Raw genomic sequence first — 19,284 nt, 5'->3', positions numbered from 1 at the left:
GCAAGCCTCTGAGTGTTAGTGCCTTTGCGCTTAGCCGTTAAGCCACATTAGCTGCGGAGTATTTGCAGCGGCAAACTGAGCATATCATCGCCGGTTCCGGCTAAGTGCCAGATGATGCCGACTAAGGCGCCAACCGTGAGCAAATACCAAATAACCGAGAAGATTTGTCCGTATCTGTCTAATGGCAGCAGATGGCTTTGATGGCGAGTACGCCACTCGAAAATGATTTCTAAGCTGCCGATCAACAACAAGAATCCCAATAAGGCTAAGCCTAAGGTGTAGCTGATATACACTCCGAAAGCGGCACCGGCGGCGCAGGCGACCAAGCCCATGATGCTGTTCATCGAAAAGCTGATGCTCTTTAAAATATGGCCGCCATCGAGTGGTAAAATTGGCAATAAATTAAATAGGTTAAGCAGCGCATTAAAGGCGGCTAGGCCCGCAAAAAACACATTGCCCGTTACGTGGTAAGCAATCAAGGACGCGATGGACATCAGGAGTCCAAAGGTTGGCCCCATGATGGAAATCACCACATCTTGCCAACGCGTATTAATTTTTTCATCGGAGAGCGCGAGCCCACCCATAAAGGGAATAAGGTAAATTCCTTTGGTTTTCATCCCAAAATATTTCATCGCGCGGATATGGCCGTATTCGTGGAATACCAAGCAGGCGATGAGCGCGAGGGCGAATTGGAAGGAGAATAGCCAAGAATAAGCGGCAACGCTGGCGCCCGCTAACACCACTTTTATGACTTTGGCGCTTTTTAACAGTTTAAAACCAAGGGAGGCGAGTCCAACCATGCTCAGTTTTTGCTGCTTAACGATGGGCGTTTCTGGGGTTTGGCGTTCGATATCTTTTTCGGTGCGTCGGCCTTGGTCGATAATTTTGTCATCCTGCAGCAAGCAGTAATCGAGGCGGAAAGGCTGCCAAACGAGATCGGTTTCGAGGCGAACTTGAATTTTATTTTCTGTCATGGCGATGGCTTGCTCGCCACTTTCTGTCGCCAATGGACTGCTGTGGTGGGTGAGCTCAAAGACATGAACCTTGAGGCCGCCATTGTCGACGGAAGCTTCTTTTTGTGAGACTAAGGTGTTGTCCCAGAAGAGTTGTTGCCAGCCCGCGAGTGAGCCTTCTAAGCGCAGTTGTTTGCCTAAGCAGTCAATCTTAAGTAGTTCCAATTTCGGTTCCATCTGTTTGTATATTTAGTGCCAACTTAAACGTCATCCCTTGAGTCGACGCTGAAAATGGTCATTTTGAAGTGTATTTTAGCCGCGCTTTGCCAGTGGACTCGGCGCTGCTACACAGCGGCAAATTATGCCTGTGAATTCACTATGAGGATATTAGCTTTTAAGGTCATAGTGTTTTTTATTGAGCAACTGAGTTGTTGGTAGATAGTATCTCAGCTGCTTGCCGTTTATTCATCGAGGGTGCGTACAATTTCAATCCCTTGGGAAATCGTTGTGAAAGCCAACTTAGCGACGCAACATTGTCCCAGTGCTTGGGCATGATTTTGAACCCACTTGATAAATTCATTGAGCGATAAATCTTGTTTTTGGCGTACTAATCGCGGTAGTTCGCCGACGGGATCTTCATGGATTTTCTGCGGACAGGCACTGATTAGATAACGCTGGCCTTTTGAGTCCAGTAATTGGTCAGTATCGATAAAATGATGCTGATAGAGACAGGCCAATTCGAGCCAATCCCTTTGGTGTTCTAGGTAAAGTAATTCGTCATTTTGGGTCAATTTTACAATGGCAGGCCATTCAATACTCGACATCTTAACGCTAGTCATTTCAGATCCTTAGGAAGTTTAAAATGGGCTCTGAGACAGTCTCTGAGAACAATCATTGGCAGTAGGCAAGGATTAGAATTATACAAGAAGATACTTGGCATGCTGCGTAAGTTTATCTAATAGCAGTATGCCACGCTGAGGGAAGATTGATAGAGGCCTGAACGCGTTCGCAGAGTCTGGCAGAATGGGCAAGGAGTAGTGAATGTGTCATCACTCCTCGCGAGTATTAAGTCGTCGGTGCAGCTTTGGCCTTGGCGTTATAGTCAAAGTTAATTTCTTGATTAACATTGGCAATACAACAAGTGCCGTGTTCACGTGCCGTACGGTGATTCGCTGGACCTATATGTAACTCAACATTGAGGAATACGTGTTTAAGCACTTCGATGCGGTATTTCTCGTAATAGCCTTCGACTTCTTGTTTTAAAGTATCGAACTCGAGTTCTTCGCGGGTGCGCTCATTCATAATGCGATTCTTTTCATCGAGCATCATCTTGATTTGCTCGATCATCACAGAGTCGCCTTGCCATTCTGACTTTGGGGGTAATTTATTGAGGCGAGCCTCGATATCTAAACTGGCGACGACCATAGCTTTAACGCTTTCATCGAGCAGCTTGAGATCTTGTTTGAGTTCGGCATGTTCCATCGCGCAATAAACGTCGGTTTTGGTTCCCGCCGTTGCCCCTATGACAACCGCCGTGATGCCTTTCTCTGCACGCGCGACACCGCCCACCAGATCGCCACGACGACCACTCGGATCGCTGACCGTTAAACTGCCGGCGGTTTTGGTATGGCTGTGCAGCAACTGTTTAGTGACTAAGATATTGCCCTTGGCTACCAAATTGGAATATTGCACAAACTGGGCGCTGATTTGGCCTTGAGAATGGATATTGGTAGAGTATTCATTGGCTTTGATTTGTCTGCCAATGATGCCTTTACTGACTGTGACATCACCTTCAGCCTCTAGAGTAGCGGAGTCCACAAAGCCCATCACGGTAATATCGCCCGAGCTTTTAACTACCATGCCCTCGTGGACATCACCTGTGATTAAAATACTGCCCTTAAAGCTGATATGACCTGTGCCGATGTCGACATCTTTAAGCTGCAAAATATCATCGACATTCATACCAGTACGGGTTTCGACGGGTTGCCCTGGTACTGTGGCGATGAGTTTATTGGGATCTTTGGGATGAAAATCTGTGCCTGTACCTGCTTGAAGCACGGCATCTTTACCCGGTTTTTGTTTAAGCACTTCGCCCTTAATATTGTAACCTGGCGTGCCTTCGGTGGCGGGGTGCTTAACCATCAAGAGATCATTGGCTTTGACGACGATAAGCGAGCCGAGATTACGCATATCGACACTGCCATCTTCCCGCTCTTGTGGCTGGAGTAAGCGTTCGCGTGCGAGGAATACTTTGCGTTCTAATACCGCATTGAGTCCATTGACTGGTGCTTTACCTTGGGCGATGTCACTTTGGCAGACTTCGCCCGCCTTGAGCGTACCGAGTTGTTTCAGTAGCGCTTGAATTTTGAGTTTGCTTAACCCCATGCAGACGTTGTTCTTTTTGAGATGGGTAAGGATCTCTGGCAAATCTATCTGTTTACCGCCCCATGCTGCGGTCAGTTTGAGGCTGGCTTGCATTTTATCTGGGCTAATTTCGATTGCTATGGTGCCATCGCGGCGTTCAGCTAAAGTGGCGTAGAGCTCAAATTTCCCGTCGTCTTGACTGCACAGAGCGTTAATTTTAGCGACGGTTTTAGTAATAGCTGGCTCTAAAGGAAACAGGGAACCGAATTCAGGTAAAGACAACAGGCGCATTATGTCTTCATGGGTGACTGGGCCATGGACATTAGGGATCAGGCGTAATTCAGCTTTGGTCTTATCGCTGTTTAGCTCTATGAGTTCAGGGTCCAGCATAGGGGCATTCCTAGTAATTGCGTTTTATTATTGTTTAAGAAGCTGATTTGAGTATAACAGTAGAAACTTAGGGTAAAGAAGCCTTTTTGGCTGCAAAAACAGCAAATGTTGGCATTTTGTTGTTAATGGTCTACTGGGCGATTTATAGTTAGTTTTTTATAAGAAATTGAATGAGATAAACAGTGTTATCTCTGGTTTATTCCTACTAATCACAGTGTAAGTCGCAACTTAATGCTAACTTTCGCTTTAGCGATTATTTTGGTGTTTTAAATCAAATTCCTATGCTAGGAACGGCAATTTGAGGTAAATGGAACTGTGTTTACGGGAATCGCTGACATGCGGCAGATCACAATATTGAGTTTTGTAACACGAGGAAAGATAAGCTTTATCTGAAAAATGGGATAGTGACACGAGTGAGTATGAGGCATAGTCAATAACGCGCCTATAAACAAAGCATAAGCGCGTTATCTGTAGAGTTTTACTTGTGTTGGAAGTAATACAGCTTGTACTTGTTGTTATCGGCAACCACTTTTAATTGGCCAAATTCGGCGGCAATGATATCGGAATAGGGCAAGTGGCGGTTGGCGACAATTTGCCAAATACCGTTATGTTGTAATTGCTTGGCACTATCAGTGACAAAGTTCTGCGCTATGCTGGTGGTGCTTGCAAGGCCATCGTGGAACGGTGGATTAGAGATAATGCCGTTAAATTTCCCCGTGGTTTGCGCCAGTCCATCGGAAGGATAGACTTTGGCCGTCATTCCATTGGCGGCTAAGGTGAGTTCGCAGGAAGCCAAGGCCATCGCATTAATATCGACACACTCTAAGGATAAGCTCGGCTGTGCCTTGAGTAGGGCAGCGGTAATCACGCCGGCGCCGCAACCAAAATCGAGCACTCGGCCCGAGAGTGTCGGCAGGTGCGACAGTAATAATTCAGTGCCCAGATCTAAGCGTTTTTCGCTAAATACCCCGACTAAGTTACAGATACTGATTTCGCCCTGTGGCGTCGCGAGTTGATACTGACTGACCCAATCGCTGAGCTTCATCGCCGGCGCGCTGCCTGCTAAGCTGCTGCCAAATAACAGGCAGTGGCGAGCGTTATCGAGCTTCATCCCAGTCGCAAAATACTCAGGTAAAAGCTTCACTAAAGACTTAATCCCGCCTTTGTTTTCTCCAACGATTAACAGTTGGCCGTTAGGCACAAGATGATTGGCGGCGAGGTTAAACAAATAAGGTGCTAAGGGTTTGGCCTTGGGGAAATAAACAATAACCGTATCGTATTTTTCTCGCTCAACTGGGTCTTGGTTTGGCAGTTCATGGCCGAAATAGCAACGCAGCTTTGAGTTGGCGTGCGGCGCTAAGTGCAAGTAATGGTGGTAATCCAAGGCGAGTGCATCGACCGATGCCGCGACATCAAGCAGGGCTTTTGGCAGTAGATCGGCTTCATGATTGAGCACTAATACTTTGTGTTGGCTTAGGCTGTCTTGATTACGAATAATGACTTGCGATGGATTGGTTAACACAGTTACAGGCACCTATAAACTTAAGTGTGGGCATTATACCCGTTATTCACGCCTGAGCCAGTTTGCATCGAATCCCTACTCAAAGACCTAATAAAATCCCTAATAAAAAGACCCAATAAAAAAGGCAACTGCATTATGCGGTTGCCTTTAATGAACGGAATCGATTAACGCTTAGCTTTTAGGTTTCTTCGGTTTAGGTAATAAGCTAAAAATCTTATTGGCGATATCGGTATTATCTTGATGGCCGTTAAACAGCTCAGACGCCGGACCTGCGGCAAAGACTTGTACGTCTGTGCCTGTGTGACCGTCGGTTGTCCAACCTGTATCAGTACGTTTATCAATAACATGGCGAATCGCCACCGCCATGGTTTCTAATCCCTGCATTCTGGCGACGTTCAATTTGGCGACTTCTTCTTCGCTAAGCTCAAAGCCTAAACCGCGGGCGAGATCGGCTTGCCATTGTTCACCAGTGATGGCGGCTAAGGCCAAAGTGTCTGTGCTGGCCGAGATATTACGCAGGATTTCAGGGTTCCAGCTGTAGTTGCCATCGACGCCAATCGATAGACCACCGGTATTGTGGTCGGCGGTGATCACCATCAGGGTATCGGGATGTTCACGCACAAATTGCTCAACCACTTCAATGGCATTGGAGAATTCATCCATCTCACCCATGGCAGTGGCGATATCGTTATTGTGGCCCGCCCAGTCGATGAGACTCCCTTCGACTAACAGCACAAAACCTTGGTCATTTTGCGACAGTAAGCTGAGTGCCTTTTGAGTTAAGGTGCTGAGTTTTCTTGCATCTTTCTCATCAATCGTCCAAGGCAATTGTACTTCGGCAAATAGGCCCAACACTTTTGGTTGGGTGATGCTGGCGAGATCCTCAAAACGGCTGATGTGCTGATAGCCCTTGGCTTTGAACTGCTCTAACAGCGCTGGGGGGAAATACTTTTGACCACCGCCTAAAAATACATCGGCGTTGGTTTCTAAATAGCTGAGTGCCAAAGCGTCGTAGTTTTTACGGCTCTCGTTGTGTGCCAAAAAGGCGGCTGGCGTGGCGTGGTTGATTTGCGACGTTACTGCGACACCTGTGCTGAGGCCAAGGGATTTGGCTTTTTCGAGTATGGTCGGCAGTGGTTGCTTTTGGGTATCGACCGAAATCGCCCCATTATACGATTTAACCCCTGTGGCCAGCGCTGTCGCGGCCGCGGCTGAGTCAGTCACATAACCACTGACGCTCGCAGGATAGGTGCTTGCCATGCCTACCAGTAAACGGTCGAATACGGTTTGCTCGACTTCTTCAGTGTCAGGATTATCTTTGTAATAGCGGTAGGCGCTGGTGTAAGACGGCCCCATACCATCACCTATCATGATGACGATATTTTTCGGTCGCGATGGCGCTTTCGTTGGACCCGTTTCATCTGCCCAAACTGGCGTAGATAACAGCAAACTGATGCCGAGTAACAAGAGTGGCGCTTTGGTGAAACTCATATCACATCCCTAGAAGTGGTTCGGCGCTCGCGATGTGCTCGCGCCTTACAATCAACAAACTCGTTGGTAAATTCTTATGCTTTGGCGTTAATGCGTGCTTCGATAGCATCCATTAACATGCCCGTGATGTCGACATCAAATGCCGCTTGGATTTCACGGATACAGGTTGGGCTGGTCACATTGATCTCAGTCAGCTTGTCACCAATTACATCCAGCCCGACAAAAATCAGTCCGCGTTTTTTTAGCTCAGGGCCAATAGCACGGGCAATCGCCCAATCACTGTCGGATAAAGGCTGCGCCACACCGCTACCGCCGGCGGCTAAGTTGCCACGGGTTTCACCTTTCATTGGGATACGTGCCAGCGCGTAAGGTACAGGCTCGCCATCGACCACTAAAATGCGTTTATCGCCTTTAGTAATTTCAGGGATAAAGGCTTGCGCCATCGCATATTGTTGGCCGTAGCTGGTCAAGGTCTCGATGATCACCCCAAGGTTAGGGTCATCCTGCTTCACGCGGAAAATCGAGGTGCCGCCCATGCCATCTAAAGGCTTAAGAATGATATCTCCCTTAGCTTGGTGGAAGGCGCGGATACGTTTGGCATCACGGGTCACGATCGTTTCTGGGGTGAATTCGCTAAACCATGCGGTGAACAGCTTTTCGTTAGCATCGCGTAGGCTTTGCGGCTTGTTGACGATTAATACGCCTTGTTCTTCGGCGCGCTCAAGCATGTAAGTGGCGTAGATGAACTCAGTATCGAATGGCGGGTCTTTACGCATTAAGACCACGTCGAGTTCGCTCATTGGCGTGTCTTGCGCTTCGCCTAGCTCATACCATTTACTCGCATCATTGATAACAGTTAACGGACGCATATTGGCCATCGCCACGCCGTTGACCATGGCAAGATCGGCCATTTCCATATAAAACAGTTGATAACCTCTGTCCTGCGCGGCCATTAACATGGCAAAACTGGAGTCTTTCTTAATGTTGATCTCACTGATGGGGTCCATCACTATGCCGAGTTTTATCATTAATCTGTTCCTTATTTGTCGCCGTTTGCAGGCAAAAAAGCATTTATTGGATAATGGTGGCTGTTATGCCAGCGCAGCTTGCGGCTGCGGTTTAGCCTAAATCACCAAATCTGAGTTGCAGCGCCGTAATGGCCGTGAGCGAGGCGGTTTCAGTGCGAAGCACTCTAGGGCCAAGCAACACATCGGTAAATTGATAGGTTTCTGTCATGGCGATTTCTTCCGCCGACAAACCACCTTCTGGGCCAATTAACAGGCGCACGCGTGTGTGCGCTAAATCTAAGCCATTGATGCCATGTGCGGCACGTGGATGTAAATTGAGTTTCAGTGCCGAGGTTGGCTCACTGCACCAATCGTGTAAGTCCATCGCTGGACGAACCACGGGCACTTGGCTGCGGCCCGATTGTTCACAGGCGCTTACAACGATTTTCTGCCATTGCTGAATTTTTTTCTCTAGGCGTTCGCCATTAAGCTTTACACCGCAGCGATCGGAAAACAGCGGCGTAATGGTATTCACACCCAGCTCGACCGATTTTTGAATGGTGAATTCCATTCTATCACCACGGGAAATCACTTGGCCTAAGTGCAAGTTGAGTGGCGACTCAGATAAATTGACCTCACAGGAAAGCAGTTTAACTGTGACATGCTTCTTACCTGCATCGACAATTTCAGCAAGATAATCATGGCCATCGCCATTGAATAGGCTGATATGTTCGCCGTTACCCATACGCAGCACTTTGCCGATATGGGCCGCGCCATCTTCGTCTAAGTTCAACTGTTGATTGATGGCTAATGGTTGAGGTTGATAAATTCTTGGGACTCTCATTGTCGACCTTACTCGGCTAATTGTTGACGCAGTGGTGGCGCATTACAGGCATTCTGCACAAAGGGGTTATGGTTGCCTTGAGTTTGCGCTATAGCGTTATCGCGTTTGCACTCAATAGTATCAACTGGATAGGTTTTATCCCATGCCTTAAACAATTTTAATTGGCTCGACGCGATTTTAAGCCCATAGGTCTGCTGCATATAGAGGTAGGTTCTGGCTATCTTACCGCGGGCGTTTACGGGCGGCTGCGCCTGACGATTCTTAAAATCGACCACCATAGCACATTGGCCATACTGGTCGGCTTTACCGTTCCATTGGCTAAAACGGAAGTTGCTGCGATCGCCGTTCACTTCACCGATAGCGGGCACTAAGTTGTGCATGTCCGCTTCCATCTTATTAAATTCGTTACTGTTATCGGCGCAGTTTTTACGCCCGCCCTTTTGCCAGCATTGGAGCTGATGGCCAAATTCCCAAGCGGGCACTATGTGTTCCCACTCGATACGGTTGGCGCGGGTTTCCTGTTTACGGACTTGATAACCGCAGCTGGCGAGATCGGGTTTCCACGATTTGCCTTTGATCTGAATATCGCAGCCACAGTAAAAACTGGTGGCGGGTAGAGTACCTTGGCGACTTCCGGCGTAGAGCGCCTGCGACTTAGTTTTCGCTTGGCTGAAACTGCTGGGGTGTGACACTGAGGCGCTAGCGGGCACAGATGAGGTCGCGGCCCAAGTGATTAGGCACAACAAAAGTCGCCGCGAATTAACGGTTAAAGAAGTTTTGTTCAAAAATTTATCCCAAAATAACAAACACTACGCGAGCCTTTGGCTCGTCTTTTATGGCGTGATGGTAAGGGAAATGCCGCTGCTTATGCAAATTGCGTCGTACTTTTTACTCACGCAATTCCCAAATGCTGAAATTCGAATTGTGGAGTGGGTGTGAGGATTGTGCGGGAAGAGTGCTTAGATCGCCGTTAAATGGGTCTTACAGCGTTTACAGATATAACGGCTTTCACCGCGTAGCACCTTGTTATGGCGGCGAATACTTAACCGAATCGGTCCACAGGCGCAGCGATACTCCACGTCGCGACCTGCCACAGAAGTGGTATTGAAGCTGTGGGTGGTACTCGGGTTAACCTTAAATACCGTTAACATCAAAGATTGCCATTCTTTACCGTGGGGCTTGGTTTTACCAAAAAGCTGAAAACACAGTAAATGACAAATTTCGTGCGGTACAACTTCAGTTAGAAAAGCTTCGCTGTTTTCGCTTAGTAACACAGGATTGAATCGCAAACGATTCTGCTGCAGATGAGCCGTACCCGCGCTCTTTCCCCTGAGACTAAATTGTGTGACTGGGCGTGGGAAAGCGCGCTTAAGCGATGTTTCAGCTTCTTGATAACAAGCTTCAATTCGCTCTAGTACTTGTATTTGCAGTGACGAGAGTGGGCGTGATGAACCGGTGAAAATATGTGCCTGAGCCAGATCTTGTACTGGTGGACTCGTTATCAGCTGCGACTTATCTTGGCTTTGGCCCAAGGCTGCGTATGTCGATTTTGTCAGTGGGGCGAGTGCTTCACTGCTGCGACGACGTAAAGTATTGAGTAAGTCTGCAGGTTTCAACATAGGGTTAGCGTTGGATCTCGTCGGTTAAAGGTAAATATTGAGTGCTTAATACTCATTTGGTTATAAAAGCATCAGTTATAAAGCATCAGTTTTGAAGCCAATCCTATGTATGGCGCTTGGCTTCTGCGTTCGAACGCTTATTCTTGCAATCCGCTCTTATACTCAGCCTTCCAAATCAGCGCTTGAAATAAGAGTCAGGCCAAGCGTTCGCATCATAGCGAACGCTATCTGACAATGCTAGTTTCAGCCAGTGTGACTTGGCTATAAACTCGCTGCCGCCTGCATCACCATAGTGCGTACTTGTTCGACTATGGCTTGCTCAGTATCGGCATCATAGCCTTTGACTCTTGGTGTGTGAATGTGGCCGACCTTGGCATGGCTATTAAACTTTTGCTGCAAGACTATGGCGCGATAGGAAATTTCATTAGAGAGATAACCGCCGCCAGAACCTTCGACTGAGGTTTCGTTTTGCAGTTCGTTTAATGAGGTCGCGCTAAATTCACCGCGGGCAAGGGTAGTGACAGTATGGTTATCATTGACTTTCCATTGACCATCTTTGACTTGCATAGCCGAAACAGGCAGTGAAAATTCCACAAATTCGGGGCCGATAAAATCTTTACCATTAAGCTTTGGGGCAACGGGTGCGGTTTTCGTGCTGCCAGTGAGTACGTTTTGGTTATCGGGCGCCGCTGCGCTGCGATTTCGCCCTGGGAAACGTTCGATATCAAAATCAGTTCGGCCCATGCTAACGGTGAATACAAATTGGGTTTTGGGATCGCGATAAATCGGGCTCAATAGCGACTCGATAAGTCCTTGATCAAAATCTGCAAAACGTACTGGCACCATAGCGGTTTCTATTTGCGCCGTTTTACCATTAATATCAAAGCGAAAACCATCCAAGGCGAGGGCAACTAGATCGGAAGGATTACTCTGGGTGATATCTTTGTCGAGGAAGAAAGGATCGAAACCCGTGAGGAATATTTTGATTTGGACATCATCACCATATTGAATATCGCTAAAACCCCGTGATGCCTTTTCAACCGCACTCATTAATATGTCTTGTTGCCAATCGGCCATTTTAAAGTTGGCGCTGGTGGTTTTTAGACTATTAAGCATGGCAAGGCGAGCCCAGTATAAAGGTCGGTCGTCAAAATGCCCTGACTGTACATCGCGGACAGCTTGTTGCCACAATCTGTGTCCTTGGCGTGCCGCTAATTGGGTGGCGTCAACTTCGTTTTTCTTTGAACTCAGCTGAGCCAGACCATCGTCAAGTGCTTGATAGCGAGTGACTACGTCGCCTATGGTTTTTTCGGCTGCTGGTAGGCGGGAAACTTCAACGTCACCAAATAACTGCACGGCACTGGCTGTAGTCATTAAGCTGGTGGTGAGGATGAGTGTTAACACTGGCTTCAACATGTTTGGCTTCCCTGTAGTGATTAGACGTTATTCATTGGAAATAATGATTATTTTTTCGTGCGGATAGTCTCTTATGCCAAAAAGTATGCACTACAAGCTGAGGGTAATAAAGTTAAGCTCAGTGATCTTTGTCATCTTATGCCAATATCTTCTATCACAAATCATGTGGTGCTGGCATTAACCCATCTGCAACAGTGCAATAAGGTCTAGTTTGCCTCTTTTTTGCCACAATTGGTCAGCAGTTTGCTAGGGCTTGCCAAAACCCTAAGTGATAGCCTTAATCACTTTTTTAGTTCATTGGATTGGTTGTTTTTCTACAAGGAGACTTTATGCGTTTGTTCACCATATCGGCTGTGCTGGTGATGTCGTCTATTTTAGTGTCGTCAAGCTTAGTGGCGCCGACTTTTGCATCTACTACAGCTAAGGAGTGGCAAGAAACTCGCAGTTGGGATGCCAGTTTTACTCAGCACCAAGTTGAACCGCAACAAGCTAAGCAACTACAAGCTAAACCGCAAAAAACTAAGCCCCAACAAGCCTCGGGCGTGGTGGTGCTGTGGAACGAAAACAAGCAACAGGGATATACCAACAATCTTAAACGTGCCAATCAAGGTTTTTTACCAGCATCGACCTTTAAAATCCCCAATAGCTTGATTGCGCTCGAGTTGGGTGTGGTGAAGGATGAGCACCAAGTGTTTAAGTGGGATGGTAAAAGCCGTGATATTGCCACTTGGAATCGTGACCACAACTTGATTACCGGGATGAAGTATTCGGTGGTGCCAGTCTATCAAGAGTTTGCCCGCCATATTGGTGAGGCGCGAATGTCGAAGATGATCGCCTCTTTCGATTATGGCAATGAGACTATCTCGGGTAACTTAGATAGCTTTTGGCTCGATGGCGGTATTCGGATATCGGCCACTGAGCAAATCGATTTCCTGCGCCGACTTTATCACAACAAGATACACGCTTCTGAGCGCAGTTTACGTATTGTTAAGCAAGCCATGCTGACTGAAGCGAATTCTGACTATATTATCCGTGCGAAAACCGGTTATGCAGTCAGAGCGGAGCCAAGCATTGGCTGGTGGGTAGGTTGGGTTGAACTCGATGATAATGTATGGTTTTTTGCGATGAATATGGATATTCCCGACGCCGCAGGTTTACCATTGCGTCAAGCCATTACTAAGGAAATCTTAAAACGGGAACGCGTAATTCCTTAGCCCATGAGGGATTGCAGACTTTCTTGGCTGCTAAAGCGTTTTACGAAGAAGTCTAAGAAGACGCTGATGTTGGTGGCCAGTTGGCGTCGACTCGAATAAACCCCGTAAACCTTAAACGGTTCAATCGGCCATTCCTGTAAAATCGGTACTAGTTGTCCATTGGCAAGTTCGGTCTTACAGGCCGAATTGGATAACATGGCGATGCCAAAATCATCCATGGCTAATTGCTTCACCATGATAGGGCTATTGACCCGCACTTTACGTTGGAAGTTCGCCATGGTTTTACGCGAACCTTTACCCAGTGGCCAAATCGGCGCCGAGCGAGAAGTCCCCAATAAAATACCACTGTGCAGGCTGAGTTCTTTTGGCGTTGCGGGCGTGCCTTTGAGTTTTAAGTAACCTGGGCTCGCGACTAAAATCGGTTGGCGTTCAAACAGTAATCGTGCGACTAAGTCCGATGATTGAAGTGGGCCATATTTGATGGCTATATCATATCCTTCGCCGACCAAACCAATATCGTTGTCGGTAAACTGGACATCCAATTCAACATTGGGATATAAACGCATAAATCCGCTACAGAGGTTAGCGATTAGTTCTTGGCTAAATGACACCGGGATCGCAATCCGTAATGATCCTGACACATCATCGTGAGTATTCTCGATAACAGCCTTGGCCGCTTCCACCTCATTGCGAATGGAATCACAGTGTTGGTAAAAGAGTGCCCCGACTTGGGTCAGACTCAAGTTACGGGTGTCGCGCTGTAATAATCGCACGCCAAGTTGTTCTTCAAGCTGCGCGATTTTGCGACTTATGGTGGATTTTGGGTGGCCGGTTTCACGTGCAGCTTGGGAGAATCCCTTCGCTCTAACTACGGCTGCAAATAGCATCATACCGTTTAAATCTGGCATGTTTTTCCCACTGTCTCATATTTGGAACATAGCGTCTTATGCAGTTTAATGGCATTTGACGGGATAACAAAGTTATATTTATTGGCTAAAAATTTTCAGAGGCTAAGCAGAGGATCTTTTGATGACCAGCAATAATCAGCCCACACACATGACTCAAGCCCAAACGCCCGATCCGCTTTTTTTACAAGCCGAGCATTTGGCAAAGGATTTTTCTCTGTTTCCTAAGCACAGCAAACAGAGTTTATCGGAAGAAATTAAAGGTCTTTTAAATGAGGATGCCATTCAGGCAAACTTGAAAGACTTGGCATCGTTAGATGTCGACGGTTACGTTACTAAAGTGATCCAGCCGACCCAAGATAAAGGTCGTCCTGGTGCAAAACGTATCATTGCCGATCTTAAAGGTCGCTTGATTACTGAAACTCACTTGGGCTCTTTTTACAGTGCTGAGGTCGAGCTGAACTTCGGTTCACGCACTCGTCGTATTGGCTTTATCGCCCAAGAACGCACTACCGCAAACGGTGCTTGGATGCCTGAGCATCATTACGCCGCCTGTAAAGCAATTCGTCATTTCGCCGAATTGTCTATGCCAATTATCTATTTAATTGATACTCCTGGGGCGGATGCTGGCGAAATCGCTAACAGCCAAAACCAAGCGCATTCAATTTCTAAAGCTATCGCAGAAAGCGCCAACGTTGACGTACCGACAGTCGGTATTGTGATCGGTGCCGGTTATTCCGGCGGTGCGATTCCATTAGCGGCGGCGAACATTCTGTTGTCGTTGCGTGACGGTATTTTCAACACGATCCAGCCACAAGGTCTGCAAAGTATTGCCCGTAAGTACAACTTATCTTGGCAAGAATGTGCGAAATCTGTGGGTGTATCACCAGAAGAGCTTTATACCTCAGGTTGTATCGACGGTATTATCGACTTTTCACCGGGCGACCGTGATGAGCGTCAGCACAATCTGCGCCGCGCTATTATTAGCAGCGTAGAAGCGGTTGAGCGTGCAGCGATGAATTTTGTACGTGAATCTAAAGATTTACGTGAGCATTATGATCGCAGCTTAACCCGTTTCTTAAATCCATCTAAAAACCTGATGGCTTTGGAACTGAACGCAGAATTGGCTGTGGCAACGAGCCCGACCAGTCACCACAACCTGTTCGGCAGCGCCTATCGTTATCTGCGTTATTTAACGCTACGTAGCCGTATCCATTCAATTTCTCAAGAACAATATGGTCGTCTGTCTCGTGCTAGCGTGCCAGAAGGTGATCTGTTGGCGCGTATCCAACAAGAACAAGACCGTGTGTTCCAAGCTTGGTTATCTAACCCAGATAAACTGGTTTATGACGAAGAACTGAACAAATTGTGGACCACCTTTGTCGCTAAGCGTGATGAAGTGTCAACCGAGCGTAACATGCTGACTCGTTTGATTTTGGGTGAACCAAAAGAGAACTATAAGAAAGCACGTAAGGCGCTGTTATTTAACATCAGCTGGTCTTTGTATCACCGCTGGAAGAGTAATGCGGCCAACAACTTCAAAGGGCTGATTCAGCACTTAGAAAGTTTGCCAAAGTCTGTAACTCAAGCTAAATGGCCTGAGCTGAATCAGCTGACCGTACTCGATGTGGTTGTGAATGAAGAGCTGCGTGAAGACTTTATTTGGCAATGCCATAACATTCTGATCTTCAATGCCTTGTACGACAACGTTGTTGGTAGCTTAGCGTCAATCGCGAAAGAAGCCATGATGTCGAAGAGTTTGTCACGTAATTCAGTGAACAACTTGCTGCACAAGTCAATTGACCATGCAATGTCGACACAAGATACCTCGAACGACAAAGCTAAGTTCTACAAGTGGCTAAAATACTTCATGGGTCAATCGAACCGTGCCGATTTATTAGTCCGCGTAGAGCAGTGGAAGAGTGTGGGTTTCCCTCAACTTAACGACAGTCTATTCGTGGTACTGACTTACTTCTTCGAACGTCTACTGCCTGAGTATTTCGATAGCGAAAGCGATACCAGCAAGTACACTGGCGCGATCAACCCTGTGCGTATCGGTCGTCGTAAGGACTTCTGGAACCGCTTGACCATGGGTTATCAGGATTTATTGATCCAAAAAGTGCTGCGTGACGAAAAACGTAAAGGCAACATGACTTGGGAAAATGTGGTTAAGCAGTTCTTTACCCATTTCGAAGAGATCAATGGCGACAAGATGTCGGCTAACTTGCTCAACTTCCCGGGCTTCCGTTTATCGATTGAAGACGCGTTAGATAAAGGCATTCGCCCATGTGGTTTGATCACAGGTATTGCTGACTTTAAAGAAAAAGGTCAAAAAGTGCGTGTGGGTGTGGCTGTGTCTAACACCGCATTCCAAGCCGGTGCATTCGATATGGCCAGTGCCGAGAAATTCTCAGCGCTGTTGATCGAGTGTGCTAAGCGTAAATTACCTGTCGTGTGCTTTATCAGTTCAGGCGGGATGCAGACTAAAGAAGGTGCCGCGGCGCTATTCTCAATGGCTGTGGTGAACGACCGTATCACGCGCTTTATTCGTGATAACGAATTGCCTGTACTGATGTTTGGTTTTGGTGACTGTACTGGTGGTGCGCAGGCGAGTTTTGTGACTCACCCATTAGTGCAAACTTACTACCTGTCTGGCACTAACATGCCATTCGCAGGCCAAATGGTAGTGCCAGCTTACTTGCCATCAACGGCAACCTTGTCTAACTACTTGTCAAAAGTACCTGGCGCAATGGCGGGCTTAGTCCATAACCCTTTCAGCGACAATTTAGACTCTCAGTTAGCGGGTATCGATCCTCTGATGCCAATGCCTTCGGCAAAAATTAACGACGTGATCATCAATGCACTGTCGACCTTAGTGGTTGAAGCAACTGTTGAAGAAGAAGTGATAGTGCAGAACGATCCACGCCAGTTAATGAAGCCAATTAACAAAGTATTGGTTCACGCCCGTGGTTGTACAGCAGTGAAATTGATCCGTAAGGCGCATGACAATAATATCAATGTGGTATTAGTGGCGTCGGATCCTGATATGACATCAGTGCCAGCGGACATGCTCAAAGATTCCGACAAGTTAGTTTGTCTCGGTGGTAACACCTCGGATGAAAGTTACTTGAATGCATACTCAGTGCTGAAAGTGGCCGAGTATGAGCAAGTGGATGCATTACACCCTGGTATCGGTTTCCTATCAGAAAGCCCGCAGTTTGCTGCACTGTGTGTGAATAACGGTGTTAACTTCGTCGGTCCTAGCGTGCATTCAATGACGACTATGGGTAACAAGTCGAACGCGATTAAGACATCGCAAGCGCAAAATGTACCTGTAGTGCCAGGTTCTCACGGTATTCTGACTAATGCTGAGCAAGCCGTTAACGTGGCGAGCGAAATTGGCTATCCAGTACTGCTTAAAGCGGTACAAGGTGGTGGCGGTAAAGGTATTCAGGTAGTGAAACGTCCTGAAGACATGATTGGTCTATTCCAAAAAACGGCAACCGAAGCGGCTGCTGCCTTTGGTAACGGTGACTTGTACCTAGAGAAATATGTGACATCACTGCGTCACATCGAAGTGCAGTTACTGCGTGACAAGTTCGGCAACGCCAAAGTATTGGGTTTACGTGACTGTTCGGTTCAGCGTAACAACCAAAAAGTGGTCGAAGAGTCTGGTTCAACTATGTTGCCGGATGAACTGAAAAAACAAGTACTGGCTTATACCCGTGCTTTAGGTGACGCGACCGATTACATGGGCGCAGGTACCGTTGAGTTCATCTATAACTTAGATGCGAACGAAGTCTACTTCATGGAGATGAACACGCGTCTGCAGGTTGAGCATCCAGTAACGGAAGCCACTTCAGGTATTGATATCGTTAGCGCGCAGTTTGATATCGCCGCTGGCCGTTCAATTGAAGCGTTAGAGCCTAAAGAAATTGGTTATGCGATGGAAGTACGTGTGACGGCTGAGAAAGCGGCGCTCGATAGCCATGGCATACTGCAACTGATCCCAAATCCAGGCAAGATCACTGAATGTGTGTTCCCTGAACATCCAGATGTGGAAATCATTTCGATTGCAGCGCCAGGTAAAGAAGTATCGCCATACTACGATAGCTTGATTGCGCAAATCATCATGCGCGGTGAAAACCGTGAGGATGTGATTGCCAAACTGTACGAATACTTAGACAGCGTAGTGCTGAAAGGCATCGCGACTAACATTCCGTTACTCAAGCTTATTCTGAAAGACGGTACCTTCAACGAAGGTGTTTACGATACTAACTATCTGCCACGTTTAATGGCTGAGCTGGACATTCCTGCGTTGATCGCTGAAATGGAAGCCGCCGCTGAAACTGTGGAAGTGGACACTGAGTCACTGCGCGTTGGTGAAAGTAACGAACTGAAAGTGTTAGCCCAAGGCGCAGGTATCTTCTATACCTCTTCTGCACCGGGTGAAGCGGATTTTGTGAAAGAAGGTGACATAGTCACAGTCGATCAAACGCTAGCACTCACAGAAGCGATGAAGATGTTCTCGCAAGTGACCTTAGCCGGCTTTAACCGTCAGAGTGCGATTCTGTACCCTGAGGATAAGAAGTATCGCATCGAGCGGATCCTGAACAGCAATGGTCAGCAAGTGTCTCAAGGTGACTTACTGTTCGTGGTCTCGCCAGTAGAAGAATAAGCTCAGCGTTTAACGCCATAGCTGAATGAGAAAATACCCGCCACTGGCGGGTATTTTTTTAGCATTGTTATTTGGCGCTACTATATGAAAGAGGGTTACCACTCTTAATATATGACGGTTTTAATGAACCAACTTAGAGCCAAGAGATAAGTCCATAGTATACAAGTGACCAGTATCAGCGTTGTGTAAGACCGGTATCTCTGATTAAGTCGTTAAAGAGTCTCTTTAATCAGTCGTTCGCCTATTAAAACTAAACAGGCAGTACCAAGAACCTACCTTTGGCCTCGATAATCAACGAAAACCCCATGCCTTATCCGTAGTCATACAGGCCAATCCAACCTCATATTAAGCTGAAACTGACTCAAAATTGAGCTGGGTGTGGATAAGCTTGGGGGTAAGTGGTGAGTATCTTGTGGCTAGTTTAGGTAATCAGAATTAACTGCAAATTTCCTTAAAATAGGGGTTGCACAAAATCTCCTGGTCCCTATAATGCGCATCCACTGACACGGCAGACAGCGTTAAGCAGCCTGATGTGACAGTTCATCGACGAGTTTACTGATTGATGAGTGTTGAGAAAGTTTGCAAAAACTCCTTGACGCAGAACGGGAAATGCGTAGAATACGCAGCCCTAGCCAACTGGAAGCGTTCGACGCTCAGTGTGGTACTCAATTCCTCTTACGGATATTGAGTTGCTCTTTAACAAGATAAAACAAGAAATCTGTGTGGACACTCACAGGTGTTGAGTTAATCGAAACTGCTTAACCTTAGGGTTGGCAGTCAAAAATTTAAATCAATGTAACAATGAGTGTTCATAGCAATATGTACAGTTTGTTTCAGCCCTTCTTTTATAAGGAGTGCGAGAAACAAAAAAATCAGAATTC

The 19,284-nt window shown here is 47.0% G+C and carries 13 protein-coding genes; 2 read left to right on the top strand and 11 right to left on the bottom strand.

The features are described from left to right. Positions 1–47: 47 nt before the first annotated feature. From Q4Q52_RS21405 to Q4Q52_RS21360, 10 genes are all read right to left on the bottom strand, one after another. Positions 48–1,190 carry a site-2 protease family protein gene (locus Q4Q52_RS21405; RefSeq protein ID WP_226059147.1) on the bottom strand — a complete coding sequence of 381 codons (1,143 nt, stop codon included), beginning with the start codon at positions 1,188–1,190 and terminating at the stop codon, positions 48–50. A 224-nt stretch (positions 1,191–1,414) separates the two neighbouring features. Continuing rightward, positions 1,415–1,792 carry a DUF4144 domain-containing protein gene (locus tag Q4Q52_RS21400; protein ID WP_311991637.1) on the bottom strand — a complete coding sequence of 126 codons (378 nt, stop codon included), beginning with the start codon at positions 1,790–1,792 and terminating at the stop codon, positions 1,415–1,417. A 226-nt stretch (positions 1,793–2,018) separates the two neighbouring features. Then, on the bottom strand, positions 2,019–3,707 hold the full coding sequence (locus Q4Q52_RS21395; RefSeq protein ID WP_311991636.1) for a FapA family protein: 1,689 nt from the start codon (positions 3,705–3,707) through the stop codon (positions 2,019–2,021). Between the two features lie 478 nt (positions 3,708–4,185). Then, positions 4,186–5,229, bottom strand: a complete 1,044-nt coding sequence (locus tag Q4Q52_RS21390; RefSeq protein ID WP_259574902.1) for a methyltransferase — start codon at positions 5,227–5,229, stop codon at positions 4,186–4,188. Between the two features lie 171 nt (positions 5,230–5,400). Beyond that, complete coding sequence (locus tag Q4Q52_RS21385; protein WP_311991635.1) at positions 5,401–6,720, bottom strand: alkaline phosphatase; 1,320 nt, start codon at positions 6,718–6,720, stop codon at positions 5,401–5,403. 74 nt (positions 6,721–6,794) lie between these two features. Next, positions 6,795–7,748: a glutathione synthase gene (gshB, locus tag Q4Q52_RS21380; RefSeq protein ID WP_311991634.1), complete on the bottom strand. Its 954-nt coding sequence runs from the start codon at positions 7,746–7,748 to the stop codon at positions 6,795–6,797. Between the two features lie 91 nt (positions 7,749–7,839). Then, the gene (gene rsmE / locus Q4Q52_RS21375) at positions 7,840–8,571 is read right to left on the bottom strand and encodes a 16S rRNA (uracil(1498)-N(3))-methyltransferase (RefSeq protein ID WP_259213685.1); all 732 of its coding nucleotides are present in this window, start codon (positions 8,569–8,571) and stop codon (positions 7,840–7,842) included. A gap of 8 nt (positions 8,572–8,579) precedes the next feature. After that, positions 8,580–9,356 carry an endonuclease EndA gene (endA, locus tag Q4Q52_RS21370; RefSeq protein WP_006082998.1) on the bottom strand — a complete coding sequence of 259 codons (777 nt, stop codon included), beginning with the start codon at positions 9,354–9,356 and terminating at the stop codon, positions 8,580–8,582. A 174-nt stretch (positions 9,357–9,530) separates the two neighbouring features. After that, positions 9,531–10,190, bottom strand: coding sequence for a SprT family zinc-dependent metalloprotease (locus Q4Q52_RS21365; RefSeq protein WP_311991633.1), 660 nt, complete (start codon positions 10,188–10,190; stop codon positions 9,531–9,533). A gap of 261 nt (positions 10,191–10,451) precedes the next feature. Next, complete coding sequence (locus Q4Q52_RS21360; protein WP_311991632.1) at positions 10,452–11,606, bottom strand: hypothetical protein; 1,155 nt, start codon at positions 11,604–11,606, stop codon at positions 10,452–10,454. 329 nt (positions 11,607–11,935) lie between these two features. Here Q4Q52_RS21360 and blaOXA point away from each other — a divergent pair, with 329 nt between their 5' ends. Then, complete coding sequence (blaOXA, locus tag Q4Q52_RS21355; protein ID WP_311991631.1) at positions 11,936–12,820, top strand: OXA-548 family class D beta-lactamase; 885 nt, start codon at positions 11,936–11,938, stop codon at positions 12,818–12,820. Here blaOXA and Q4Q52_RS21350 read toward each other — a convergent pair. After that, positions 12,817–13,728, bottom strand: coding sequence for a LysR family transcriptional regulator (locus Q4Q52_RS21350; protein ID WP_006082994.1), 912 nt, complete (start codon positions 13,726–13,728; stop codon positions 12,817–12,819). The two genes, blaOXA and Q4Q52_RS21350, sit on opposite strands and share 4 nt — an antisense overlap. A gap of 121 nt (positions 13,729–13,849) precedes the next feature. On the opposite strand from Q4Q52_RS21350, the gene Q4Q52_RS21345 reads away from it, so the two are divergent. After that, positions 13,850–18,403, top strand: coding sequence for a biotin carboxylase N-terminal domain-containing protein (locus tag Q4Q52_RS21345; protein WP_311991630.1), 4,554 nt, complete (start codon positions 13,850–13,852; stop codon positions 18,401–18,403). Positions 18,404–19,284 lie beyond the last annotated feature (881 nt).

Origin of the sequence: Shewanella sp. SP1S2-4, from assembly GCF_031932075.1 — a bacterium.
GTDB lineage: Bacteria > Pseudomonadota > Gammaproteobacteria > Enterobacterales > Shewanellaceae > Shewanella > Shewanella baltica.
This window is presented reverse-complemented; position numbering and strand designations above follow the sequence as displayed.